Source organism: Limnohabitans sp. Rim28 (genome assembly GCF_000293865.2).
Classification (GTDB): domain Bacteria; phylum Pseudomonadota; class Gammaproteobacteria; order Burkholderiales; family Burkholderiaceae_C; genus Limnohabitans_A.
Genome location: NZ_ALKN02000004.1, coordinates 128,221 through 151,408, shown reverse-complemented (window position 1 = coordinate 151,408; position 23,188 = coordinate 128,221). Strand labels below are relative to the sequence as shown.

23 protein-coding genes are annotated in these 23,188 nt (G+C 62.4%); 9 read left to right on the top strand and 14 right to left on the bottom strand.

What is annotated here, in order from left to right; all coding sequences use genetic code 11:
* Window positions 1-9: 9 nt before the first annotated feature.
* From B472_RS06415 to B472_RS06405, 3 genes are all read left to right on the top strand, one after another.
* Window positions 10-396, top strand: a complete 387-nt coding sequence (locus B472_RS06415) for a YraN family protein (protein ID WP_019426195.1) — start codon at window positions 10-12, stop codon at window positions 394-396.
* Between the two features lie 95 nt (window positions 397-491).
* Window positions 492-1,076, top strand: coding sequence for an SIS domain-containing protein (locus tag B472_RS06410; RefSeq protein ID WP_026039402.1), 585 nt, complete (start codon window positions 492-494; stop codon window positions 1,074-1,076).
* Window positions 1,077-1,703, top strand: coding sequence for a BON domain-containing protein (locus B472_RS06405; protein ID WP_019426193.1), 627 nt, complete (start codon window positions 1,077-1,079; stop codon window positions 1,701-1,703).
* Between the two features lie 83 nt (window positions 1,704-1,786).
* On the opposite strand, the gene B472_RS06400 is transcribed toward B472_RS06405, so the two are convergent.
* Window positions 1,787-2,692 (bottom strand): NAD(P)-dependent oxidoreductase, encoded by a 906-nt coding sequence (locus B472_RS06400; protein ID WP_019426192.1) that lies wholly within the window; start codon window positions 2,690-2,692, stop codon window positions 1,787-1,789.
* Window positions 2,693-2,812: 120 nt separating this feature from the next.
* On the opposite strand from B472_RS06400, the gene B472_RS06395 reads away from it, so the two are divergent.
* Window positions 2,813-3,496, top strand: coding sequence for a YggS family pyridoxal phosphate-dependent enzyme (locus B472_RS06395; protein WP_019426191.1), 684 nt, complete (start codon window positions 2,813-2,815; stop codon window positions 3,494-3,496).
* 46 nt (window positions 3,497-3,542) lie between these two features.
* Here the strand turns inward: B472_RS06395 and B472_RS06390 are convergent, their stop codons facing one another.
* Window positions 3,543-4,559, bottom strand: a complete 1,017-nt coding sequence (locus tag B472_RS06390) for an asparaginase (RefSeq protein WP_019426190.1) — start codon at window positions 4,557-4,559, stop codon at window positions 3,543-3,545.
* Window positions 4,560-4,656: 97 nt separating this feature from the next.
* On the opposite strand from B472_RS06390, the gene B472_RS06385 reads away from it, so the two are divergent.
* Window positions 4,657-6,459: a carboxyl transferase domain-containing protein gene (locus B472_RS06385; protein WP_369908182.1), complete on the top strand. Its 1,803-nt coding sequence runs from the start codon at window positions 4,657-4,659 to the stop codon at window positions 6,457-6,459.
* A gap of 40 nt (window positions 6,460-6,499) precedes the next feature.
* On the opposite strand, the gene B472_RS06380 is transcribed toward B472_RS06385, so the two are convergent.
* The 6 genes from B472_RS06380 to purU form a co-directional block, all read right to left on the bottom strand.
* Window positions 6,500-6,688, bottom strand: coding sequence for a hypothetical protein (locus B472_RS06380; protein ID WP_026039401.1), 189 nt, complete (start codon window positions 6,686-6,688; stop codon window positions 6,500-6,502).
* 8 nt (window positions 6,689-6,696) lie between these two features.
* Window positions 6,697-8,397, bottom strand: a complete 1,701-nt coding sequence (locus B472_RS06375) for an FAD-dependent monooxygenase (protein WP_019426187.1) — start codon at window positions 8,395-8,397, stop codon at window positions 6,697-6,699.
* An 18-nt stretch (window positions 8,398-8,415) separates the two neighbouring features.
* Complete coding sequence (locus tag B472_RS06370; protein WP_026039400.1) at window positions 8,416-8,850, bottom strand: MarR family winged helix-turn-helix transcriptional regulator; 435 nt, start codon at window positions 8,848-8,850, stop codon at window positions 8,416-8,418.
* Between the two features lie 91 nt (window positions 8,851-8,941).
* Entirely contained in the window at window positions 8,942-10,450 is a 1,509-nt protein-coding gene (locus tag B472_RS06365) for an FAD-linked oxidase C-terminal domain-containing protein (RefSeq protein ID WP_019426185.1), read from the bottom strand.
* Window positions 10,451-10,535: 85 nt separating this feature from the next.
* Window positions 10,536-11,411 (bottom strand): LysR substrate-binding domain-containing protein, encoded by an 876-nt coding sequence (locus B472_RS06360; protein WP_019426184.1) that lies wholly within the window; start codon window positions 11,409-11,411, stop codon window positions 10,536-10,538.
* On the bottom strand, window positions 11,411-12,259 hold the full coding sequence (purU, locus tag B472_RS06355) for a formyltetrahydrofolate deformylase (protein ID WP_019426183.1): 849 nt from the start codon (window positions 12,257-12,259) through the stop codon (window positions 11,411-11,413). The genes B472_RS06360 and purU overlap by 1 nt, the downstream gene beginning before the upstream one ends.
* Before the next feature lie 228 nt (window positions 12,260-12,487).
* On the opposite strand from purU, the gene B472_RS06350 reads away from it, so the two are divergent.
* Window positions 12,488-13,801 (top strand): aminotransferase class III-fold pyridoxal phosphate-dependent enzyme, encoded by a 1,314-nt coding sequence (locus B472_RS06350; RefSeq protein WP_040505845.1) that lies wholly within the window; start codon window positions 12,488-12,490, stop codon window positions 13,799-13,801.
* A 31-nt stretch (window positions 13,802-13,832) separates the two neighbouring features.
* Window positions 13,833-14,909 (top strand): AbrB family transcriptional regulator, encoded by a 1,077-nt coding sequence (locus B472_RS06345; protein WP_019426181.1) that lies wholly within the window; start codon window positions 13,833-13,835, stop codon window positions 14,907-14,909.
* A 7-nt stretch (window positions 14,910-14,916) separates the two neighbouring features.
* On the opposite strand, the gene B472_RS06340 is transcribed toward B472_RS06345, so the two are convergent.
* The 3 genes from B472_RS06340 to B472_RS06330 all read right to left on the bottom strand — a co-directional run bounded on the left by B472_RS06340 (window position 14,917) and on the right by B472_RS06330 (window position 17,413).
* Window positions 14,917-15,198 carry a DUF3567 domain-containing protein gene (locus B472_RS06340; RefSeq protein ID WP_019426180.1) on the bottom strand — a complete coding sequence of 94 codons (282 nt, stop codon included), beginning with the start codon at window positions 15,196-15,198 and terminating at the stop codon, window positions 14,917-14,919.
* 82 nt (window positions 15,199-15,280) lie between these two features.
* A complete protein-coding gene (locus B472_RS06335; RefSeq protein WP_116798606.1) occupies window positions 15,281-16,546 on the bottom strand; it encodes a DUF3108 domain-containing protein in 1,266 nt (421 codons plus the stop codon).
* Between the two features lie 39 nt (window positions 16,547-16,585).
* Entirely contained in the window at window positions 16,586-17,413 is an 828-nt protein-coding gene (locus B472_RS06330; protein WP_019426178.1) for an IclR family transcriptional regulator, read from the bottom strand.
* A gap of 148 nt (window positions 17,414-17,561) precedes the next feature.
* Between B472_RS06330 and B472_RS06325 the strand changes: the two genes are divergently transcribed.
* Window positions 17,562-18,575: a fumarylacetoacetate hydrolase family protein gene (locus tag B472_RS06325; RefSeq protein WP_019426177.1), complete on the top strand. Its 1,014-nt coding sequence runs from the start codon at window positions 17,562-17,564 to the stop codon at window positions 18,573-18,575.
* A gap of 83 nt (window positions 18,576-18,658) precedes the next feature.
* On the opposite strand, the gene gatB is transcribed toward B472_RS06325, so the two are convergent.
* From gatB to gatC, 3 genes are read right to left on the bottom strand one after another with little or no spacing between them, the layout of a single operon-like run.
* Window positions 18,659-20,131 (bottom strand): Asp-tRNA(Asn)/Glu-tRNA(Gln) amidotransferase subunit GatB, encoded by a 1,473-nt coding sequence (gene gatB / locus B472_RS06320; RefSeq protein ID WP_019426176.1) that lies wholly within the window; start codon window positions 20,129-20,131, stop codon window positions 18,659-18,661.
* A gap of 1 nt (window position 20,132) precedes the next feature.
* A complete protein-coding gene (gatA, locus tag B472_RS06315) occupies window positions 20,133-21,593 on the bottom strand; it encodes an Asp-tRNA(Asn)/Glu-tRNA(Gln) amidotransferase subunit GatA (RefSeq protein ID WP_019426175.1) in 1,461 nt (486 codons plus the stop codon).
* 3 nt (window positions 21,594-21,596) lie between these two features.
* Window positions 21,597-21,896, bottom strand: a complete 300-nt coding sequence (gene gatC / locus B472_RS06310) for an Asp-tRNA(Asn)/Glu-tRNA(Gln) amidotransferase subunit GatC (protein ID WP_019426174.1) — start codon at window positions 21,894-21,896, stop codon at window positions 21,597-21,599.
* A gap of 211 nt (window positions 21,897-22,107) precedes the next feature.
* Here gatC and B472_RS06305 point away from each other — a divergent pair, with 211 nt between their 5' ends.
* Window positions 22,108-23,151 (top strand): rod shape-determining protein, encoded by a 1,044-nt coding sequence (locus B472_RS06305; RefSeq protein WP_019426173.1) that lies wholly within the window; start codon window positions 22,108-22,110, stop codon window positions 23,149-23,151.
* Window positions 23,152-23,188: the final 37 nt, after the last annotated feature.

The window sequence follows — 23,188 nt, the reverse complement described above, 5'->3', positions numbered from 1 at the left end:
ACGGAGTCAATGCAATTCCTCAAAAAAGACAGGGTAGGACCCACCACCAAAGCCCGAGGCGATGCGGGCGAGGACGAGGCGCTGGCCTATTTGCAGGCGCTTGGTTTGCGCTTGCTGCAGCGCAATTATCGGACGCCTGGCCGAGGCGGCGGCGAAATCGACCTGATCATGCAAGCGGGCGACGGCACGGTGGTGTTCGTCGAGGTCCGCCAACGAAGCCGCACAGAGCACGGCGGCGCGGCGGCCAGCATCGGGTATGCCAAGCAGCGGCGCATCATTTTTGCGGCCCAACATTACCTGCTGCGCTGGCGCAGTCTGCCACCCACCCGCTTTGATGTGGTGACCATCGAGGCAAGGGGGCCGCAGTGGCTACAGGCGGCTTTTGACGCCAGCTGAAGCACCCCTGAAGGCAGCCAACACACCTTGTTGGCATGGGATTTGACTTCTGGCTGGTGAAACAGCATGGAGGTCGGGGTTATCATCGCCAGCGCATGCTAGACCTTCGAATCCAACAACACTTCATTGACAGCGCAGATTTGCACTACCAGGTGGCCGAAACTTTGGCCAAGCCGGTGGATGCGGCTGTGCAGGCGGTTTTGGCCTCGGTCACGGGCGGCGGCAAAGTGTTGGTGGGCGGCTTGGGCCCATCCACCGCCTTGGCCCAGTACTTGGTGAATCTCTTGGTGGGTGGTTTTGAACGGGACCGCCCGGGTCTGGCTGCTGTGTGCTTGTCCTCTGACGCACTGATGGCCACCCGCTGGAGCGATGGTCAGGCGCTGGCCAAGCAGGTGTTGGCTCTCGGTCAAACGGGCGATGTGCTGGTGCTCATCAGCGTTGATGGCAACGAAGCTGCGCTGGTTCAGGCCGCGCAAGCGGCCCATGAACGGGAAATGAGTGTGCTGGGCCTGACCGGTCACCAAGGCGGCGCGTTGGCTCGCCAACTGCGTGAAACCGATGTGCATGTGTGTGTGCCCCATGAGCGGGCGGCACGAATTTGTGAAGTGCAGCACTTGGTGCTGCACTGTCTGTGTGATGGCATCGATACCCAATTGTTGGGCGAACAGGAGTCTCTTTAAATGAAACGCAATCTTCAATCTCTGGTGTTTTCGGGTGCCGTATTGGCCGTGGCCGTGACGGGTCTGTCGGGCTGTGCACCGTTGCTTTTGGGCGGCGCGGTCGCCACCGGCATCATGGTCACCGACCGCCGCACCTCGGGTGCACAAGTGGAAGACCAAGCGATTGAAATCAAAATTGCCTCCGCCGTGCGCCAAGAGTTGGGCGATCGCGTCCATTTGAACGTGACCAGCTTCAACCGCAAAGTGCTGCTGACCGGCGAAATCACCACCGCGGCCGAAAAAGAACGCATCGAAAAGATTGCTCAGAGCCAGGAAAACGTGGTGTCCGTGGTGAACGATTTGGCACAGATGCCCGCCAGCTCTCTGACCCAACGCTCCAAAGACACGGTGATGACCAGCCGCGTCAAGGCCGCTTTCATTGATGCCAAAGACCTGCAGGCCAATGCCGTGAAAGTGGTCACCGAGCGCGGCATCGTGTACCTGATGGGCCGGGTCACCAGCCGCGAAGCCAAACGGGCTACCGACATCGTGCGGGGCATGGGTGGGGTGGTGAAAGTGGTTCGGGTTTTTGACGAGATTTCTGAAGAAGAACTTCGGCGCTTGAGCCAACCGACCACTGCGCGCTGAAACGCTGAGGCCCCATCAAAAAAACGACCCTCGGGTCGTTTTTTTGCTTTCAAACCCCACGTCATGTGGGGCGCCCTCGGCCATCAGCGCAAACGACGGATCAGGCTCGAGGTGTCCCAACGCCCACCGCCCATTTTTTGCACGTCGGCATAAAACTGGTCCACCAGCGCCGTCACCGGCAGACGCGCACCGTTGCGCTTGGCTTCGTCCAGCACCAGACCCAGGTCTTTGCGCATCCAATCGACGGCAAAACCGAACTCAAACTTGTCATCGGCCATGGTCTTGCCGCGGTTGTCCAGTTGCCAGCTTTGCGCAGCACCTTTGCCAATCACGTCCAGCACCTGGTGCATGTCCAGGCCCGCTTGTTGACCGAAAGCGATCGCCTCGGACAAACCCTGGACCAAACCCGCAATGCAAATCTGGTTGACCATTTTGGCCAACTGACCAGCGCCCGAGGCCCCCAACAGGGTGAAAGCACGGGAGAACGCCATGGCCGCTGGCTTGACGTTGTCAAACGCTGCAGCATCGCCACCACACATCACGGTGAGCATGCCGTTTTGCGCGCCGGCTTGACCCCCCGAAACGGGGGCATCTACAAAATGCAAACCGCGTTTTTGGGCTTCGGCGTACAGCTCGCGGGCCACTTCGGCCGAGGCCGTGGTGTGGTCCACAAAAATCGCGCCGGGCTTCATGCCAGCAAACGCACCCTCTGGGCCCAGCACCACGCTGCGCAGATCGGCGTCATTGCCCACGCAGGCAAACACGATGTCCACACCGGCAACGGCCTCACGCGGCGTGGGCGCTGTGGCGTTGCCGGGGCACTCGGCGGCCCAGGCCGCGGCTTTGGCAGCGCTGCGGTTGTACACGGTGACGTGGTGGCCAGCGCGAGCCAGGTGACCGGCCATGGGGTAACCCATCACGCCCAAGCCCAAAAAGGCCACTTTTCGGGCAGGTGCGGTTTCGTATGTTTTGGCGGCGATTTGGCTCATGGTCGTCTCTTTTTAGAGTGGATAAAAGGGCTAATTTAGCAGCCTGTCGGTGTTCTGGCGCGCAGCGGGTTCTTTGACCTGACCATTGGGTGACAACAAGGCTTTTGGTACGCTCAAGCCATGACCACCCCGATTGCCGACAACATTGCACGCGTACAGACACAAATTTTGGCCGCATGCCAAGCCGCTGGCCGCGCACCGGACAGCGTGCAACTGCTGGCCGTGTCCAAAACATGGGGGGCCGATGCGGTGCGCCAAGCCCATGCTGCCGGGCAGACCGCTTTTGGGGAAAACTACATCCAAGAAGCCGTGGACAAGATCATCGCTTTGCGCGATCTGCCGCTGCAGTGGCATTGCATCGGCCCGATCCAGAGCAACAAGACGCGCTTGGTGGCCGAGCACTTTGACTGGGTACACAGCGTGGACCGCCTCAAAATCGCCCAGCGCCTGTCCGAGCAGCGCGCAGAACACCTGCCGCCTTTGCAGGTGTGCATTCAGGTGAATGTGGACGGTGGCGAGAGCAAGTCGGGCGTGAGTCCGCTGGAATTGCCCGCACTGGCGCAGGCCGTGGCCGCATTGCCGCGAATGCGCTTGCGCGGCCTGATGACCATCCCCGAACCTGCTGAGAACGATGCCCAGATGCGCGCCGTGCACCGCCAGGCCAAAGACCTGTTCGAGCAATTGCGCGCGCAAGGCCTGCCGCTGGACACCTTGTCGATGGGCATGAGCGCCGACATGGCGGCGGCCATTGCCGAAGGCAGCACCATGCTGCGGGTGGGCACAGCGATTTTTGGCAAGCGCTGAGGCCCCTGTTTCGGCGCTTCATGACGTGCCGTGCGGCTCTGCGCTTTCAGGCTTGAGCGGCCCTGTGCAGCTTGAACACGCTGCGCCGCTCGCCCACCGGCACCCCCGCCACATTCAGCAGCACCTGGGCGCGCCAGGGTGCCAGTGCTTGGCGCTGCGCATCGTCCAGCCAACCCAGTTGGTCTAGAGCCTCCACGGTCGCGGCAAACAGCGCCGCCTTGTTGCCGTCCATGATCTTGATGGCCAAGGCCTGGCCACGCGAGCGGCTGCCCACCACCTGCACGCCGTCAGCGCCCACCTTGGTCACCCAGTCGCCACGGCTTGCGCGCATGAAGTCTGCGTCGTTGCGGTCGGTGCCCGAGACCAATTCAGGGTGCGCGCTCATGGCCTGGCCCAATTGCGCCAGGCTCTCGCCATACAGGCCGTCCGACTCAGGGTGGGCCAAACGGGCATAGCTGCGGGCCAAGCGTGACAAGGGCATGGCGTAGTTGGGGGCCGAACAACCGTCGATGCCCAGCGCCAGCTCTTCTTCTCTCAAACCGGCCAGATGGGCCACCGCCTGGCGAATGCGTTGCTGCAGGGGGTGGTCGACCTCGGTGTAGCGGTCGCTGGGCAAGCCGTGCTGCACACAGTAGGCCAAAAAGCCGCTGTGCTTGCCGCTGCAGTTGTGGTGCCGCTCGTCGTAGGCCAGGCCCTCGGGCACGGGGCGGTCAAAAAAAGTGAAGCGATAGGGCACATGGCAGCCACAGCGCATCTGCCCTGTGCTGCTGCCGCTTTTGCGCAGAATGGACGTGACCTGCTCGACGTGCATGTCTTCGCCGTTGTGGCTGGCGCACATCATGGCGAGTTCTGAGGGGGTCAAGCCGAAATGCGCCACCCCACCCGACTGCACCAGCGGCAGAGCCTGCATGGCCTTGAGGGTGGAGCGGGTGAAGCACAACCAGTGCGGGTTGCCCACCTGCGCCAGCACACGGCCCTCGGTGTCGGTCACGGCCAGTGCGCCCATGTGCACGCATTCCTGGATGCCGTTGCGGGTCAACTCAATGAGGGGTTCAAAGTTCATGAACGGGGCTTTGTGTTGGAGAAAATCCCAGTTTAAATTGTCCCGAACTTGACCTGCTGTCCCCGGCGCAGCGCCGCACAATGGCCAGATGCAAAATATCCATTCCCCTCTTCAGGCCCAAGTGGTGCAGTGGCTCGTTCAGCCGGGTGAGTCCGTGGCGCCAGGCGACGTGCTGGTGATTCTGGAAGCCATGAAAATGGAGCACGAAATCCGCGCGCCCCATGCCGGGCGCCTGACCGAGCTGTTTTTCCAGGCAGGAGAGACCGTGGGTGAAGGCGATGCCTTGGCGCGCTGGACGCGGCTGGACGCCTCACCCACGGCCTCACCTCCGGCCCCATCACCTCGCTCAGCAAGCAAGGCATCCCAGAACACCCCCCGCGCCGACCTGCAACAACTACAAGACCGCTTGGCTTTCACGCAAGATGCGCTGCGGCCCGAAGCTGTGGCCAAGCGCCACGCTACCGGCCTGCGCACCGCACGCGAGAACATCGCCGATTTGTGTGACCCGGATTCGTTTGTGGAATACGGCGCGCTGGCCGTGGCCGCGCAAAGCCGCCGCCGCAGCGCCGACGATTTGATGCGCAACACACCTGCCGACGGCATGGTGACCGGCATCGGCTGCGTCAACGGCCAGCGTGTGGTGGTGATGGCTTACGACTTCACCGTGCTGGCGGGCACGCAAGGCATGCGCAACCACCAAAAGACCGACCGCATGCTGGGTGTGGCTTTGCAAAACAAGCTGCCCGTGGTGTTGTTCGCCGAAGGCGGCGGCGGCCGACCTGGGGATGTCGATGTCGCCATCGTCGCGGGCCTGAACCTGGCCACCTTCGCCTCGTTTGCCCGGCTCAACGGCCAGGTGCCGGTGGTGGGCGTGGTGGCCGGGCGCTGCTTCGCGGGCAATGCGGCCTTGCTGGGCTGCTGTGACGTGATCATCGCCACAACAGGCAGCAACATCGGCATGGGCGGCCCGGCCATGGTCGAAGGCGGGGGCCTGGGTGTTTTCAAGCCCGAGCAAATTGGCCCCAGCGCCGTGCAGCACGGCAACGGCGTGATCGACATTCTGGTTGACAACGAAGCTCAGGCGGTGTCGGCAGCGCGGCATTACCTGTCGTGCTTTCAGGGGGCTCATGCCGAATGGCAAACCCCGCCCACACAAGCCCTGCGCCACGTGGTGCCCGAAAACCGTGTGCGCGTTTACGACACCCGCGCCGCCATGCAGGGCATGGTCGATGAAGACAGCCTTTTGCATTTGCGTACCGGCTTCGGCGTGGGCATCCACACGGCGCTGGCGCGCATTGCGGGGCGTCCGGTGGGCCTCATGGCCAACAACCCGCTGCATCTGGGTGGCGCGATCGATGCCGATGCCGCCGACAAAGCCGCGCGTTTCATGCAGCTGTGCAACGCGCATGGGCTGCCCATCGTGAGCTTGGTGGACACGCCCGGCTTCATGGTCGGGCCCGACACCGAAGCGCTGGCGCAGGTGCGCCACGTCTCACGCATGTTTGTGGCCGCCGCGCACCTGCGGGTGCCGCTGCTCAGCGTGGTGTTGCGCAAGGGCTACGGCCTGGGCGCGATGGCCATGACGGGCGGGGGCTTTCACGAAACCCTGAGCACAGTGGCCTGGCCCACCGGCGAGTTTGGCGGCATGGGCCTGGAGGGTGCGGTGCGCTTGGGTTACCGCAAGGAGCTAGAAGCCCTGCCCGAGGGGCCCGAGCGCGAAGCGCTGTTTGCGCAACTGCTGGCGCAGCAATACGACAACGGCAGCGCCATCAACATGGCGGCCACGCTGGAGATTGACGCGGTCATCGACCCGGCCACCACGCGCGACTGGCTGGTGGCGGGGCTGCAAGCGGGACGGGTGCGGCCCGCCGATGGTGCACTGGCGATCGATACCTGGTGACACCGGATCTCCCCTGGTGAAGGGTTCTGGCCCGCCGCACTCAGAGGTCTTGCAGTGCAACGCTGATCTGTTCTTGAAACAGGTTTTCGTCGGCCAAAGCCTTGGCGTTGAGCAGGGCGAGTTTGACAAGGAACAGCTGCGCCTTGTCTGCCCCGGCCTGGTCAATGGCGGTGGCCAGTGCGTCGTAAACGGTTTCAAGCCCGCCGATGGTGAGTTGCTGGTCGCTCATGGTGTTCCTCATTGCGGTAGCGCGTTGGCAAAAGCCGCCTTCAGCCGTGCGGCGTCGAGTGTGAGCCAGCGGGCGCAGACGTGTTGGTCGGGGCGCAGCAAATACGCGCCGCCTTGGGCCGGAACGCCGTAGCGGGCACGCAGGTGACCGTCAGCGTCGGACAAGTGTTTGTCGGCTCCCGCCACAGGCTGGGAAGCACCGACCGCGGTCACGTTCAAGGGCAAGCCTGTCGCACGCGCTGCGTTGATCACCTGTTGCAGTTCCGCAGGCAGGTCGGTGTCAGTGAAATACAGCAGGTCAAAACCGCCACCCAGGTGGTCGAGCAAAAAATCGCCCTCGCCACCTTGGGCGCCAAGGCGCACGTTTTGCGGCGGCGCGCCTTGCGCTGGACCGCTTTTGAACAGGGCATTGTCATCGTCCCTGCTGTTGAGCAGGGAGTGGGTGTATTCGTGCGGCCGGGAGGTGCGCCAGTGGTAGAGCGGACGCACGAATTCTTGTGAGAGCGAAAGCGACAACACCGCGTCGCGCAGCAACCGGAAGCCGGGGCTGGGGGGTGCCATGAATCGGGTGCTTTTACCCGCCTCGGTGATGATTTCACGCGCCGCACCCACCCGCTCTGAGCTGTGATTCGCCAGCAATTGTGGGCCCGCCAGACCTTTGACCACAAAGGCCAGGTGCCAGCCCAGCGACTGCGCATCCTGAAAAGCCGTGTTGGCGCCGCGCACACCAAAAATCGGCAGCAGGTGGGCCGCGTCGCCGGTGAAGATCACGCTGCCGTGCACGAATTCGGGCAGCGTGAGCGTGCGGGCGGAATACACCGAAGACCAGTCCATTTCCCACGGGGTGCCCGCATGGCCCATCATGGCCAGCTGCGCATCGATGCGGGCCTTGAGCGACTCGGGGCGCAGCGCCTCTTCGGGCGTTTCGCCCGGTGGCAACTGGTAATCCACGCGCCAGATGCCGTGCGGCTCGCGGTGCATCAGGATGGTGTTGCCCGGGTTCCACTCGGGGTCGAAAAAAGCCATCCGCTCGGTGGGGTACGGCAGGTCAATTCGGATGTCCGCGATGACAAAAAAGCCCTCGTAGGACGCACCCTCCATCTGCAGGTTCATGGCACTTCGGATGCCGGATCGCCCACCGTCGGCGGCCACCACCCAGTCGCTCTCCAGGGCATAGGGCCCTTCGGGCGTGTCGACTTCAAGCAGGGCATGGCCGTCTTTCTGGTCGACCCGGTTGAGCTTGTTGCCCCAGCGAAACTCGATCAGCGGGTTGGCTTGGCAGGCGTCGTGCAGGTACTCCTCTAAGAATTGCTGCTGCACATTGATGATCGGGAAAAACCGGTCATCGGCGGCATGCGGCGCTTCCAAACGGTACACACACTGGCCCTTGTAAAACGATTTGCCAAAACGCCAGGGCAAGCCGACAGCGCTCATGCGCTCGGCCACGCCGACTTGCTGCAGGATTTCCATGGATCGGCGGGTGAAACAGATGGCGCGGCTGCCTTGTGACAACTGCAAATCGGCCGCCAGCACCACGCTGGGCACGCCATGGCGCGCCAGTTCGAGCGCAGTCACCATGCCCGCAGGGCCGGCGCCCACAATCACGACTTTTTTCCGCTCTTGCCGGGGGTGCTCTGAAGCCAGCCAGGGCTGGAAGACCTCGTACTGGTAATAAATCGAAGGGCGGGCTTCGGTGCTGGGGGTGTGCATGGCGTTTGGAAATGAGTTTCAGCGGGGACGGGCGTGCGCAACCAGTCGATCGAGCATGGCGCTCAAGCTGGCCTGTTCCTGTTCGGTCAGGCAGCCAAAGATCTCTGCGTTGCGCTGGTCAATCATGCGCATGGCGGTTTTGAAGACTTGGCGTCCGCTGGCCGTCAAGGTCAGCACCACGCCACGGCCATCGGCTGGGTGATCGGCTTTGCACACCAAACCCTGCTCCACCAAGGCCTGAGCGGCCCGGCTGGCCTGGCCTTTGTTCAGGTTGGCTTTTTCGGCCAGTTCTTTGACCGACAAGGGCTCAAAAGCACCAACCGTAGACAAACAGCGCCCGTCGCTCATGGACAGACCTGTTTGGGCGGGATAAGCCGATTGGCTGTCCGCATCGGTCAACTTATGCAACTGGTGAAGTCGGTAAGTGAGGGTCCGGTCAAGGGGGGTAGGCATGCACCGATATTAAGCCCATTTGGTTGCGCGCGCAACCAAATGGGTCGAAAAAAGCCTGAGGGTCACTCAGGCTTGTGGATGGGCTTGGCCATCAGAAGCGCTCAAGTTCCGGGTGCTTGATCGCCCCCGCCCGCACCAGCATGCGGCCATATTCGGCGCAGCGGTTCAAAGTGGGAATCACCTTGCCAGGGTTCAACAAGCTTTGCGGGTCAAAAGCGCGCTTGACGGCAAACATCTGCTCGTTTTCTTCCGGACTGAACTGCACGCACATGCTGTTCACTTTCTCGATGCCCACACCGTGTTCACCCGTGACGGTGCCGCCCATGGCCACGCTGGTTTCCAGAATCTCGGCACCAAACAGCTCACAGCGGCGCAATTGGTCGGCATCGTTGGCATCGAACAAAATCAGCGGGTGCAGGTTGCCGTCGCCCGCGTGGAACACGTTCAGGCATTTGAGGGCGTATTTCTCTTCCATCTCTTGAATCGCCTGAAGGATGTCGGCCAGACGCTTGCGCGGGATGGTCGAGTCCATGCACATGTAATCGGGGCTGATGCGACCCGAAGCCGGAAAGGCGTTCTTGCGGCCACTCCAGAATTTCAGGCGTTGGGCCTCGTCGCGGCTGACCGAAATGGCCGTGGCCCCGCAATCGCGCAGCACAGCGCTCATGCGGCCGATTTCTTCCTCGACTTCTTCGGGCGTGCCGTCGCTCTCGCACAGCAGGATGGCCGCCGCGCTCAGGTCATAGCCCGCGTGCACGAAGTCTTCGACCGCGATCGTCATGGGGCCGTCCATCATCTCCAGGCCCGCCGGGATGATGCCCGCCGCAATCACCGCAGCCACCGCATCACCGGCTTTGCGCACATCGTCGAAACTGGCCATGATGCAGCGCGCCAGCTGCGGCTTGGGCACCAGCTTGACGGTGACTTCGGTGGTCACGGCCAGCATGCCCTCGCTGCCCACCAACACGGCCAGCAGGTCATAACCCGAGGTGTCGAGCGCGTCGCTGCCAAACTCAATGGGGTCACCTTCGATGGTGAAACCACGCACTTTGAGCACGTTGTGCACCGTCAGGCCGTATTTGAGGCAGTGCACGCCGCCCGAGTTTTCGGCCACATTGCCGCCAATGGTGCAGGCGATCTGGCTGGAGGGGTCGGGTGCGTAATACAGACCATGGGGTGCAGCCGCCTCGCTGATGGCCAGGTTGCGCACCCCGCACTGCACCACGGCCGTGCGGCTGACCGGGTCGACGGTCTTGATCTGGTTGAAGCGCGCCATCGACAGCGTCACACCCAGGCGGTGCGGCATGGCGCCACCCGACAGGCCCGTGCCCGCGCCGCGTGCCACCACGGGCACCGCCAAAGCGTGGCAGACCTTGAGCACGGCTTGCACCTGTGCTTCTGTCTCGGGCAAAGCCACCACCAAAGGCCGCTCGCGGTAGGCGGTCAGGCCATCGCACTCATAGGGCGTGGTGTCTTCGGGGGTGTACAAAATCGCGTCAGCGGGCAGCACGCGACCCAGCGCCTGCACCACGGCGCGTTGGCGCTCGGCACGTTCGGTGGCGGTCAGTTGCTGTGTTTCGGCAGGGGTGTTGGCGCTCATGGCATGCAAAACCTTTAAATGAAGCCCTCAATGTACGCCCATCCAGAGACGGGTGGGCTGAAGAAACTTTGACGCTCTTGTGAAATCAGGCCAATGCTTTTTTCAGCCAGTCGGCAAAAGCCGCGCATTCCCAGCGCTCCATGGTGCCGGTGCGCCAGCACAGATAGTGGGCGTGCGGGCTGGGCACGCTGCGCTCAAACAAGCGCACCAGTTGGCCGCTCTCAAGCCAAGGCGCGCCCAGTTTCGTGCGGATCAGGCCCACGCCCAGGCCTTGGGCTGCGGCGTCGCACATCAGGCCAATGTCATTGAACGACGAGCCATCGCTCGGTTCGGGCCAGTCCAGGTCGTGCGCCGCAAACCAGGTGCGCCAGGGCTCCAGGGGGCTGCGCAACAGGGCCACGCCCTGCAGTTCTTCGACACTGGCAAAGGGTCCGTTCTCGCGCAGCCAGGCCGGCGAGGCCAAGGGGGTCACATCGTCTTTGGCCAGGCACACATGTTCCACATCCGAGTAGCGGCCGGTGCCAAAACGCACCGTCAAATCGGCATCTTCGGCCACCACGTCCAGCAAGGGAATGCTGACCTGCAGGGTGATGTCGATCTCCGGATAAGCGTCCAGAAAATGCTTGAGCCTGGGCATCAGGATGGAGCGGGCAAAGGTGGGCGTCACCGCCAGGCGCAGTTTGCGTCGGCCTGGCGTGTTGCTGGCGCTGGGAAAGCGCTGCAGCGACACCAGACCCTCGCGCACATGGGCCAGGTACTCGATGCCCTCGGTGGTGAGCGAAAAATCGGCCCGGCCAAACAGCTTGGTGCCGATGATCTGCTCGAGCTGCTTGACGCGGTGGCTCACGGCGCTGGGTGTCACGCACAGCTCTTCTGCGGCCTGGGTCACGCTGCGCAAACGCGCCAACGCCTCAAAAGTCAGCAGGCACTGGATGGGCGGGATGCGTGAGGTGGCGGACATTATTTAAAGATCACCGTCTTGTGGCCGTTGATCAGGACGCGGTGCTCGCTGTGCCATTTGACGGCGCGGGCCAGCACCTGGCTTTCGGTGTCGCGGCCCTGGGCGGTGAGGTCTTCCACGGTTTTGCTGTGGTCCACGCGGGCCACGTCCTGCTCGATGATCGGGCCTTCGTCCAAGTCGGCCGTCACATAGTGGGCGGTAGCGCCGATCAGTTTCACGCCCCGGTCATGCGCTTGGTAGTAAGGCTTGGCGCCTTTGAAACTGGGCAGGAAGCTGTGGTGGATGTTGATGGCCCGGCCCGAGAGTTTGCGGCACAGGTCATCGCTCAGGATTTGCATGTAGCGCGCCAGCACCACCAGCTCGGCCCCTTCGGCCTGGATGATCTCGTACTGCTTGGCCTCGGCTTGTGCCTTGTTGTCTTTGCTCACCGGAATGTGGTGAAAGGGCACGTTGTAGCTGGCTGCCAGTTGGTAGAACTCGCGGTGGTTGCTCACGATGGCGCGGATGTCCAGCGGCAGCAGCCCGCTCTTCCAGCGAAACAGCAGATCGTTCAGGCAATGGCCTTCCTTGCTGACCATGATCACCGTGCGCATCGGCTGGTCGGTGGCGTGCAGGTCCCATTGCATGTCGAAGGTGGTGGCAAATTGGGCCCACTGCGCCTCGAGCGCTGCCGCATCGGGCTGGGCGCAGGCAAATTGCACCCGCATGAAAAACAGCCCGGTCGCGTGGTCGTTGTATTGGGCCGCTTCTTCGATGTTGCCGCCCCGCTCCAGCAAAAAACCCGACACGGCATGCACGATGCCGGTGCGGTCTGGACAAGAGAGGGTGAGGATGTAGGTGGTGGTCATGCTGGTGATGCTGGAAATGGCACGCTGGGGCGGCCATCAAGGCCGTGGGCCAATGGGAGTGGCTATTGTAGAGAAAGCGCATGCGGGGCCCGCAGCACAGTCGTGCTGTCCAGAACCGGACAAGCGCCACTTGGACAAGACGCGCCAACCGGCGTGTTCGGGCTTAAACTGCCTGCTTGTCTGACACCGACAACCTGGAGATTTGCCGTGACCATTGCCGAACTGAACATGGACAACCAATGGTTGCCCTTCACGCCCAACCGCACTTTCCGCCAGGACCCCCGCGTGTTCGTGGGGGCCGAAGGCATGCATTTCACCACCCACGATGGCAAAAAGGTCATCGACGGCATCTCCAGCCTCTGGTGTGTCGGCGCAGGCCACAACCGCCGCCCGATCAACGAAGCCATCAAAAAGCAACTGGACACGCTGGACTACGCCACAGCCTTTCAGGCCAGCAACGACAAGGCTTTCAAGGCGGCGCAAATGATCGCCGCCATGGCGCCTGGTGATTTGAACAAGGTGCTGTTTTGCAACTCCGGCTCGGAGGCCGCCGACACCGCGCTGAAAGTGGCACTGGCCTACCACCGCGCCCGGGGCGAGGGTCACCGCAACGTCTTCATCGGCCGCGAGAAGGGCTACCACGGCGTCAACTTCGGCGGCATGAGTGTGGGCGGCCTGCCCGCCAACCGCAAGGTGTATGGCGCGCAGCTGCTGCCGCGTGTGGACCACATGCGCTTCATCCACGACCCGGCGAACCACGCCTACATCCACCACGAGGAACCGGTCTGGGCCGAAGACCCCTTGCTCGAGCTGGAAAACCGCATCTTGGTCTTGCACGACCCCAGCAACGTCGCCGCCGTGATCGTGGAGCCGATCGCGGGCAGCGCGGGCTGGTACATCCCGCCCAAGGGTTATGTGCAACGCCTGCGCGAGATTTGCGACAAACACGGCATCTTGCTGATCTTTGACGAGGTGATCACCGGCTTTGGCCGTCTGGGCGTGAACTTTGGCGCAGATTTTTACGGTGTCGTGCCCGACATGCTCAACTTTGCCAAGGCCGTGACCAACGGCGTGATTCCACTGGGCGGCGTGATTTGCCGCGATTTCATCTACGACGCGATGATGAACGCCAATTCGCCGCAGCACGCCATCGAGTTTTTCCACGGCTACACCTATTCCGGCCACCCGGTGGCTTGCGCAGCCGCCATTGCCACGCTCGATTTGATGAAAGAAGAAAACCTGTTTGCCCGTGCAGGGGAAAAAGGCCGTGTGTTGGGCGACGCCCTGCACAGCACCATGAAGGGCTTGCCCAACGTGGTCGGCATCCGCACCCTGGGCTTGGCCGGTGCGGTGGAGCTGGCCAGCATCCCCGGCTCTCCCGGCAAACGCGCTTATGACGTCTTCATGGACTGCTTCCACCACGGCGTGTGGGTGCGCCCTGCCGGTGAGAACATCGTGATTTGCCCGCCCTACATCGTGGAAGACGCGCACATCGAGCAGATCGTACAGACGGTGGCCGACAGCATCCGACGACACGCCTGATGCTCTGGGCCTTGGGTGCCGGGGTGCACGCTTGAAACGTCTGCCGCGCACCTTGGGCACCCTGTTGGTCGCCTGGCTGGCGGCCGAGCTGTGTGTCTGGCTGGGCACCCCCATTCCCTGGATGCTGGGGCCCTTGCTGATCACGGCGCTGGCCTCCATGGCGGGCGCGCCCACCCACAGCGCCAACCTCTTGCGCAACATGGGCCAATGGGTCATCGGGACGGCCCTGGGCCTGTATTTCACGCCCCAGGTCAGCGCGCTGGTGCTGGCCCAGTGGTGGGCCATTGTCCTGGCCGTGGTGTGGGCGCTGGCGCTGGGGGCTTTTTTCGGCCTGTGGTTGCAGCGTCGGCACGGGGCCGAGTTGTCGCACCTGTCGCCCCGGGCCTTGTTGGCCACCACCTATTTTTCAGGTTCGATCGGCGGCGCGTCCGAAATGACCATGCTGGCCGAGCGCTATGGGGCGCGCACCGACCTGGTGGCGGCGGCGCACAGCATGCGCCTGGTGATGGTGGTGATCGCCGTGCCTTTTGGCATGCAGTGGGCACAGAGCCAGTGGGGCCTGACGGTGGACGCCTCCTTGTTGCCCGGCACGCGCCTGGCGCAATGGCCGGGCTTGCTGTGGCTGGGCTTGCTCACCGCCTTGGGCGGCTGGCTGATGCTGAAGATGGGACGCACCAACCCCTGGTTCATGGGCCCGCTGGTGGCATCGATGGCCTTGACCCTGGCGGGCTGGGAATGGTCGGCCGTGCCCACGGCGCTGTCCAATGCCGCCCAGTTGGTCCTCGGCGTGAGCCTGGGCATCCGGTTCAGGCGCGAATTCGTCAAGACCGCACCGCGCTGGCTGGCCTCGGTGGCCTGGGGCTCGGCCCTGATGATGGGCGTATCGCTGCTGTTTGGCATGGCCCTGGCATGGGGAACGGGCTTGCACCCGGCGACCATGATTTTGGGCACCGCGCCTGGCGGCATCACCGAAATGGCCATCACGGCCAAGGTGCTGCAGTTGGGGGTGCCGGTGGTCACGGCTTTTCAGGTGTGCCGCTTGGTGGCCGTGTTGCTGATGGTGGGGCCGCTGTTTGGCTGGGTGGCGCGGCGGATGATCAAGGCCTGAGTACCGATCAGTGCACCACAACGGGCTGCTGGGCCAAACCGGTATAGCCCTCGAGGGTGTCCTCGACTTCTTCCTGTGTGGGGGTGTGCTGCTGCCAGGCTTGGATCTGTTGTTGGAACATCTCTGCCCAAGAACCATCCAAATAGACCTCTTTGCCAGAGCGCTTGTCCACGATCTCAAAACCATGCCGCTCCAGCACGGGCAGGCTGCTGGCGGGGACCGTCTCACTGGGCGCATTGGCCAAAACGTGCATGACGGCAAAGGTTTCAGATTCGTACAACAAGTTCATGCGCTCATTCTCCCTTATCTTGTCTTTTCACATGGGTACGCATGCAAGAACTTCAAGAGGCTGTGGTTTTTCGGCACGGGGTTTAACCGGGGTGAGGGGTGCGTGACAAATCGGGCAGGGCCACACGGCCCGTCAACAGCAAGTCAATGAAGCTGCCGCTGACTTGGGTGATGCGGATGCGAACCGGCAACCAGTCCTGCTGAGCGGCCACCCAAAACTCGACTTTGGCATCAAAACGGTTGCGCGGTTGGCACACCCATTTGGTTGCTGTCAGGTTTTGTCCGTCTATTTGCAGCGTCTCTTGTTGCTCCAAGGTCAACAGCCAAGGCAATGCATCACGCACAGTGGCCGTTTGCACCTGCAAACGGGTGCCCGGTTGTAAACGGCCAGCCTCTTGGGCCATGAGCGCCGCCATTTGGGGGTACAGGCTGATTTGGTCTTGCGCGCCAGGTTGCAACGTGGCGGCTGGGGCATTGCTGCTGAACACAATGCGGTTTTGAGCCGCCTCAAAATGCGTGGCCCTCTCGCTGCGCCAGCTGTCAGAAAAGCGCACAGGTGATAGACCTTGCGCCGTGATCAGCCCCTGACTTCGCCATTGCCTTGAACCCAATAAAAAAGCCCTGACCGACAAAGACATGGCGTATGCGCCAGCGTTGCGCTCCCAACGCAGCTCACCAGTGGCTTGGTAAGGAATGCCCTTCTCTTGACCATTCAGGCGATAGCTCAGGAGCGCCGATGCAGGCAATGCGGCCAAGCCCAAGGGCGGCAAGGCCATGGTGGCCTCGGCCAGTCCTGCGGCTTGTGTCGGTGAAACAGGTGCTTGGTCGGCTGGCGCTTGCAACGGGCTTTGTGCGCTTTGTGCCGGTGCCACTTGTCGCTCGGCGCCTGTCCCTTCGGGTTCCCTGGCCATGTCCGTTTGTGCACGCTCGCTCAAATCCAGGGACTGTTGGGGGGGCTCAGCTCTGGGTTCGGTCTGTGCACCGGCACGGGGTACCGGCAAGGAGACGTCTGGGGATAACGACGAAGAAGGCGCTGATGGCGATGCTGTGGGTGACGCAGCCGGTGACGCTGCGGATTGAGGCACCGTGCCCAAGCGCGTTTGGCGCTCCACTTTGGCTTTGGGTGCAGGGACGTTGGCAGGGGGCGGTGGCTGGGGCGCCAGCCATCGGGTTTGCACAGGTCCCACCCGCAGGGAGGGTGGCCCTTGAATTTGCCAAACCGTCGCGCCCACCATCGCCATCCACACAGCCCCATGCAGCGCCAGCACCGCCAAAATCCAACGCCACAAAACCCCTGCTGTCGGACCACTGGCCTGAGCGTCAAGCCGTGAGGCGTAGGTTGCAGCCATGGTGAGAGCGGTCTTAGGCGTTAAGGCGTTAGGCCGGGTTCAGGCGGAAGACCAACCCAAATCGAAAGAAAGCTGCACAGAGAATGCGCGCAAGGCCTGCGCCACAGGACCCTTCCAATCGGTGTCCAAGGTGGCCGTCGAGCCCAGCGACACCACGCCCAAGGCCAAATGCCCATCCGCGTCAAAAACGGGGGCACAAAACCCTGAAATACCGGGCAGCAACACATTGACCACGCGGCCCAGGCCTTGGGCACGGGTTTCGGTGTTCATGGCCTGCACTTGCGCGGGCGTTGAAGGCAGATCGCTGCGCCCAAGTTTGCGGGCCATGGCCAACTCGGCATCGATCATGGGCAACGCCTTGTCGGCCGCTCCACCGTGGCCCATGAAAGCGGCAAAACACCGGCCCGTGGCCGAAGACAAAAGTGGCATCACATCGCCCAAGCGCAGACTGACGGGCATGGCCAAAGGGGCTTCTTGCCAGTGCACCAAGGTCGGGCCGTGGTTGCCCCAAACCGCCAAGGCCAAGGTGTGGCCCGTTTGATCCATCAAAGTTGGCAAGCGCTCACGCGCAAGTTTGACCTCATCCAACCTTGACAGTGTGGCCAGCCCCAAGCGCAAAGTGGCCGGCCCCAGCTCATAGCGCGTGTTGGCATCTTGCACCACCAAATTCAGCCGCTGAAAGCTCACCAGATAACGGTGGGCCTTGGCCGCGCTCATGCCGGCCGCACTGGCCAAGTCGCGCAACATCAAAGGACCAGGGGCTTGGGCCAGCACATCCAGCAAGGCAAAACCCACCTCCACCGACTGGATGCCTGCGCGCTCTTTGTCCCCTTCAGGGGTCATTTCGGTGGTGCTGGAATGGGCCATATGCTCTAGAATCAGGTTTCGTTTAGTTAAACGAGTTTAACAATGCGTAATTTGTGTGCCATTGGGTTCATCCTTGAATACGGCATTCAACACCTCATTCAGCCGAGATGCACACGGCTTCAAACCACGGGACCTACAGGCAAACATCATGAAATTGGCAACCTACAAAGACGGTTCACGCGACGGGCAACTGGTGGTGGTCTCGCGAGACCTGAGCACGGCACATTATGCGACCGGCATCGCCAGCAAGTTGCAGCAGGTGCTGGACGACTGGAACTTTGTGGCCCCTCAGCTTGAAGACCTTTACACAACACTCAACCAAGGCAAAGCACGACACGCATTTCCATTCGACCCAGAGCGCTGCATGGCCCCGCTGCCCCGCGCCTACCAGTGGGCCGATGGCTCAGCCTACATCAACCATGTGGAGCTGGTCCGTGCCGCGCGCAACTCTGAGGTGCCCAGCAGTTTTTACACCGACCCACTGATGTACCAGGGCGGCAGCGACGACTTCATTGGCCCTTGCGACCCGGTGGTCTGCGCCAGCGAAGCGTTTGGCATCGACTTTGAAGCCGAAATTGCCGTCATCACCGGTGACGTGCCCATGCAAACCAACGCCGATGATGCGATCGAAAGCGTGCGCCTCGTCATGCTGGCCAACGATGTGAGCCTGCGCAACCTGATTCCTGCCGAACTGGGCAAAGGCTTTGGTTTTTTGCAGAGCAAACCCGCCACCGCCTTCAGCCCCGTGGCCGTGACGCCCGACGAGCTGGGCGACGCCTGGCAAGGCGGTCGCGTGCACCTGACGCTGCAGTCCACCTGGAACGGCCGCAAAGTGGGCATGTGCGAAGCCGGGCCCGAGATGACCTTTCATTTCGGCCAGCTGATTGCGCACATCTGCAAAACCCGCAACGTGCGCGCGGGCTCGGTGGTCGGCAGCGGTACGGTGAGCAATAAGAGCGTGGAAGTCAACGGCCAACCCGAGTGGCCCAAGGGCTACAGCTGCATCGCCGAAAAACGTGCCATCGAAACCATTTTGGACGGCAAGCCATCCACCGAGTTCATGAAGTTCGGCGACACCATCCGCATCGAGATGAAGGGCTTGAACAGCGAGAGTTTGTTCGGGGCGATTGAGCAGGAAATCGTGCCTTTGAACCCCGCTTGACGGGGTATTGAAGGGGCGTGAAGCATAAAAAACCGTTTGCGCCTCAGGGATGAAGCGCAAACGGCGGTGGGTGAGGAATGGGGTCAGCCCAGTTTCTTCATCAACAATGCATTCACCTGCCCCGGATTGGCTTTGCCCTTGCTGGCCTTCATGATCGGGCCGACCAGACCGTTCAGGGCTTTGGCGTTACCGGCCTTGAACTCTTCCACGTTCTTGGGGTTGGCCGCCAGCACCTCGTCGATGATCTTTTCCAGCTCGCCGGTGTCGTTCATCTGCTTGAGGCCTTTGGCTTCGATGAGGGCGTCGACTTCGCCTTCACCGCTACCGGAGGGGCCTTCTTTATTCCACAGACCTTCAAACACCTGACGCGCCGCGTTGTTGCTGATGGTGTTGTCGCTGATGCGGCCAATCAGGGCGGCCAGTTGCGCAGCGCTCACCGGCGATTGTTCGATGCTCAATTCGCTGGCGTTCAAACGGCGTGAGACTTCGCCCATGATCCAGTTGCTGGCCAGTTTGGCTTGGCCGCAAGCTTGGGTGGTGGCTTCAAAGTAACTCGCCACCGCTTTGCTTTGGGTCAGTTGCGTCGCGTCGTATTCCGGCAGGCCGTAGACTTTGACGAAGCGCTCGGCCATCACCCGGGGCAACTCGGCCATTTCGCTGCGCACGCGCTCCACCCAATCGCGGCCAATCACCAACGGTGGCAGGTCGGGGTCGGGGAAGTAGCGGTAGTCCGCGGCGTCTTCCTTGGTGCGCATGGCGCGGGTCTCGCCCGTGTCGGGGTTGAACAGCACGGTGGCTTGCTGGATGGCATGGCCGTCTTCGATTTGATCGATTTGCCAGCGCACTTCGTAGTCAATCGCCTGCTGCATGAACTTGAAGCTGTTCAGGTTCTTGATTTCGCGGCGCGTGCCCAAGGGGCCACCGGGCTTGCGCACCGACACGTTGGCATCACACCGGAAACTGCCTTCTTGCATGTTGCCGTCGCAAATGCCGATCCAGGTCACGATTTTGTGCAGCTCTTTGGCGTAAGCCACGGCTTCTTCGCTGCTGCGCATGTCGGGCTGGGTCACGATCTCCAGCAAAGGGGTGCCGGCGCGGTTGAGGTCGATGCCCGATTGGCCAATGAAGTCTTCGTGCAGCGACTTGCCCGCGTCTTCTTCCAGGTGGGCACGCTCCAGGCGCACGGTTTTGCGCACGGTTTCTTGGCCCACTTCCAGAAAGAAGGACACCTCACCGCCTTGCACCACCGGGATCTCGAACTGGCTGATCTGGTAACCCTTGGGCAGGTCGGGGTAGAAGTAGTTTTTGCGGGCAAAGATGCTGCGCTCGGCGATGTGGGCGTTGATCGCCAAACCGAATTCGATGGCGCGTTCCACAGCACCGACGTTCATCACAGGCAGCGTGCCGGGCAGGGCCATGTCCACCGCGCAAGCTTGCGTGTTGGGTTCGGCGCCAAACGCCACCGAGGCGCGGCTGAAAATCTTGCTGTGGGTGGAGAGTTGGGCGTGTGTTTCAAAGCCGATGACGACTTCGTAGCCTTGGACGAGTTTGCTCATGTCAGATGCCCTCCGGCTTGCGAAGGTGGAAATCGGTGGCTTGTTGCAGGCGGTGTGCGGCGTTCAGCAACTGGGCTTCTTTGAAATAGTTGCCAATCAGCTGCAGGCCCACAGGCATGCCGCCCGCGCCAAAGCCTGCGGGCACGCTCATGCCGGGCAAACCGGCCAGCGAAGCGGGCAGCGTGAAGATGTCGGCCAAATAGTCGGCCACCGGGTCATTGGCGTTGTCGCCAAACTTCCAGGCCACCGATGGGGCCACCGGTCCCGCAATCACGTCACACTGCTGGAACGCTTGCTGAAAATCGTCGGCGATCATGCGGCGGATTTTTTGCGCTTGCAGGTAGTACGCGTCGTAGTAGCCGTGACTGAGCACGTAAGCGCCCGTCATGATGCGGCGCTTGACCTCGTTGCCAAAGCCTTCGGCGCGGGTTTTTTTGTACATGTCCACCAGGTCGGTGTAGTCCTTGGCGCGGTGACCAAACTTCACGCCGTCAAAGCGGCTCAGGTTGGAGCTGGCTTCGGCTGGGGCAATGATGTAGTAAACCGGAATGGACAACTCGGTGCGCGGCAGGCTGATGGGCACCAACTTGGCGCCCAGCTTTTCGTATTCCCGCAAGGCCGCGTCCACGGCCGCGCGCACATCGGGGGCCAAGCCTTCGCCAAAAAACTCTTTGGGAATGCCAATGCGCAGGCCATCTAAGGTGTTGTTCAGCGATGCCGTGAAATCTTCGGTCGGCATGTCGAGCGAGGTCGAATCACGGTCCAAATCTGATCCGCACATGGCGCTGAGCAAGAGGGCGCAGTCTTCGGCGCTGCGGGCCATGGGGCCGGCTTGGTCCAGGCTGGAGGCGTAGGCGATCATGCCGTAACGGCTGGCGCGGCCATAGGTGGGCTTGATGCCGGTGATGCCGCAAAAGCTGGCGGGCTGACGGATCGAGCCGCCGGTGTCGGTGCCGGTGGCGGCGGGCGCCAAGCCAGCGGCCACGGCGGCGGCGCTGCCGCCGGATGAGCCGCCAGGCACGCGGGCTGCGTCCCAGGGGTTTTGCACCGGGCCGTAGGCTGAATTTTCGTTGGCCGAGCCCATGGCGAACTCGTCGCAGTTGAGCTTGCCCAATGTGACCATGCCTGCGGAGCGAAGGCGCTGTACGACGGTGGCGTCAAACGGTGAGCGGTAGCCGCTCAGGATTTTGGAGCCCGCGGTGGTGGCGAAGTCGCGCGTCACGAACACGTCTTTGTGCGCCACGGGCACGCCTTCGAGCGGGCCTGCTGTGCCGTCGGCCAGCTTCGCGTCGGAGGCGCGGGCTTGGGCCAGCGTCACTTCGCTGTCGATGTCCAGAAAGGCGTTGTGCGGGTTGCCGCCCATGCGGGCCAAAAAGCGCGTGGCCACTTCCACGGCGCTGACTTCCTTGGTTTGCAAAAGAGAGGTCAGCGTTTTCACGCTGAGGGTGTGCAGTTCACGCATGGCTTACTCGATGACTTTGGGGACCAGGAACAGACCACGCTCGACGGCCGGGGCGCTTTGCTGGTTCAGATCGCGTTGGTTGGGCTCGCTGGCCACGTCGGGGCGCAGGCGCAGCGTGATGTCCTGGATGGCGGCCACGGGGTGGGCCATGGGGGTGATGCCAGAGGTATCCACCGCCTGCATGGCTTGGACAATGCCAAAAAAACCATTGATTTGAGTGAGCATGCGCTCACTTTCTTCGGGTTGTAGCTCCAACCGGGCAAGGTTGGCGATCCGGGCAATATCCTGCGGGGTCAGGGACATGGTTTGAAAAGAGTTGTAAGGGGTCGTGTTTTACAGCGTCAACGGGGTCTTGCAAGACCTGTTTTGCCAGGGGATCAGGTATTATCCTGTGTTTGGTGCCGCTCGCTCTGTAGTCTTTGAGCCCGCCCTGACAACACCCCTGATTTGAACGCCGCGCCCACCCCCAACAGCCAACCGCAGGCTTGGGGACAGCGCGCCAAAGGACCTCTGAATGTTTTCCTCTTTCCGCCGCTATTTTTCCAGTGACCTGGCCATTGACCTGGGCACCGCCAACACCCTGATTTTTGTGCGTGACAAGGGCATCGTGCTCGACGAACCCTCGGTGGTCGCCATCCGACACGAAGGCGGCCCCCAAGGCAAGAAAACCCTGCAAGCCGTCGGCCACGAAGCCAAGGCCATGCTGGGCAAGGTGCCCGGCAACATCGAGGCCATCCGCCCCATGAAGGACGGCGTGATCGCCGACTTCACGGTGACTGAGCAGATGCTCAAGCAGTTCATCCGGATGGTGCACCCCCGCAGCACATTTCGCCCCAGCCCGCGCATCATCATCTGCGTGCCCTGCGGCTCCACCCAAGTCGAGCGCCGCGCCATTCGCGAATCCGCTTTGGGCGCCGGCGCCTCTGAGGTGTACCTGATCGAAGAGCCCATGGCCGCCGCCATTGGCGCTGGCTTGCCTGTGTCCGAAGCTTCGGGCTCCATGGTGGTCGACATCGGCGGTGGCACGACCGAAGTCGGTGTCATCTCGCTGGGCGGCATGGTCTACAAGGGCAGCGTTCGCGTGGGCGGCGACAAGTTCGACGAAGCCATCATCAACTACATCCGCCGCAACTACGGCATGTTGATTGGGGAGCCCACCGCTGAAGCCATCAAAAAGAACATCGGCTCGGCCTTTCCAGGCAGCGAAGTCAAGGAGATGGAAGTCAAAGGCCGCAACCTGTCCGAAGGTGTGCCGCGCAGCTTCACCATCAGCTCCAACGAAATCCTGGAAGCCCTGACCGATCCGCTCAACCAAATCGTTTCGGCCGTCAAAACCGCGCTCGAGCACACCCCACCTGAATTGGGTGCCGACATTGCCGACCGCGGCATGATGCTGACCGGTGGCGGGGCCCTGTTGCGTGACCTGGATCGCCTGCTGGCCGAAGAGACCGGCCTGCCGGTGCTGGTGGCCGAAGACCCACTGACCTGCGTGGCACGCGGTTGCGGCATGGCGCTGGAACGCATGGACCAGCTGGGCAGCATCTTCACCAGCGAATAAGCCCGGAACTGCCCACCATCCCTCATCCGGTGCGATT

What these genes read in the sequence shown, in the direction of transcription:
- B472_RS06415 (WP_019426195.1), top strand. Translation starts at nt 10, where the DNA reads ATGCAATTCCTCAAAAAAGACAGGGTAGGACCCACCACCAAAGCCCGA.
- B472_RS06410 (WP_026039402.1), top strand. Translation starts at nt 492, where the DNA reads ATGCTAGACCTTCGAATCCAACAACACTTCATTGACAGCGCAGATTTG.
- B472_RS06405 (WP_019426193.1), top strand. Translation starts at nt 1,077, where the DNA reads ATGAAACGCAATCTTCAATCTCTGGTGTTTTCGGGTGCCGTATTGGCC.
- B472_RS06400 (WP_019426192.1), bottom strand. Translation starts at nt 2,692, where the DNA reads ATGAGCCAAATCGCCGCCAAAACATACGAAACCGCACCTGCCCGAAAA.
- B472_RS06395 (WP_019426191.1), top strand. Translation starts at nt 2,813, where the DNA reads ATGACCACCCCGATTGCCGACAACATTGCACGCGTACAGACACAAATT.
- B472_RS06390 (WP_019426190.1), bottom strand. Translation starts at nt 4,559, where the DNA reads ATGAACTTTGAACCCCTCATTGAGTTGACCCGCAACGGCATCCAGGAA.
- B472_RS06380 (WP_026039401.1), bottom strand. Translation starts at nt 6,688, where the DNA reads ATGAGCGACCAGCAACTCACCATCGGCGGGCTTGAAACCGTTTACGAC.
- B472_RS06375 (WP_019426187.1), bottom strand. Translation starts at nt 8,397, where the DNA reads ATGCACACCCCCAGCACCGAAGCCCGCCCTTCGATTTATTACCAGTAC.
- B472_RS06370 (WP_026039400.1), bottom strand. Translation starts at nt 8,850, where the DNA reads ATGCCTACCCCCCTTGACCGGACCCTCACTTACCGACTTCACCAGTTG.
- B472_RS06365 (WP_019426185.1), bottom strand. Translation starts at nt 10,450, where the DNA reads ATGAGCGCCAACACCCCTGCCGAAACACAGCAACTGACCGCCACCGAA.
- B472_RS06360 (WP_019426184.1), bottom strand. Translation starts at nt 11,411, where the DNA reads ATGTCCGCCACCTCACGCATCCCGCCCATCCAGTGCCTGCTGACTTTT.
- purU (WP_019426183.1), bottom strand. Translation starts at nt 12,259, where the DNA reads ATGACCACCACCTACATCCTCACCCTCTCTTGTCCAGACCGCACCGGC.
- B472_RS06350 (WP_040505845.1), top strand. Translation starts at nt 12,488, where the DNA reads ATGGACAACCAATGGTTGCCCTTCACGCCCAACCGCACTTTCCGCCAG.
- B472_RS06340 (WP_019426180.1), bottom strand. Translation starts at nt 15,198, where the DNA reads ATGAACTTGTTGTACGAATCTGAAACCTTTGCCGTCATGCACGTTTTG.
- B472_RS06335 (WP_116798606.1), bottom strand. Translation starts at nt 16,546, where the DNA reads ATGGCTGCAACCTACGCCTCACGGCTTGACGCTCAGGCCAGTGGTCCG.
- B472_RS06330 (WP_019426178.1), bottom strand. Translation starts at nt 17,413, where the DNA reads ATGGCCCATTCCAGCACCACCGAAATGACCCCTGAAGGGGACAAAGAG.
- B472_RS06325 (WP_019426177.1), top strand. Translation starts at nt 17,562, where the DNA reads ATGAAATTGGCAACCTACAAAGACGGTTCACGCGACGGGCAACTGGTG.
- gatB (WP_019426176.1), bottom strand. Translation starts at nt 20,131, where the DNA reads ATGAGCAAACTCGTCCAAGGCTACGAAGTCGTCATCGGCTTTGAAACA.
- gatA (WP_019426175.1), bottom strand. Translation starts at nt 21,593, where the DNA reads ATGCGTGAACTGCACACCCTCAGCGTGAAAACGCTGACCTCTCTTTTG.
- gatC (WP_019426174.1), bottom strand. Translation starts at nt 21,896, where the DNA reads ATGTCCCTGACCCCGCAGGATATTGCCCGGATCGCCAACCTTGCCCGG.
- B472_RS06305 (WP_019426173.1), top strand. Translation starts at nt 22,108, where the DNA reads ATGTTTTCCTCTTTCCGCCGCTATTTTTCCAGTGACCTGGCCATTGAC.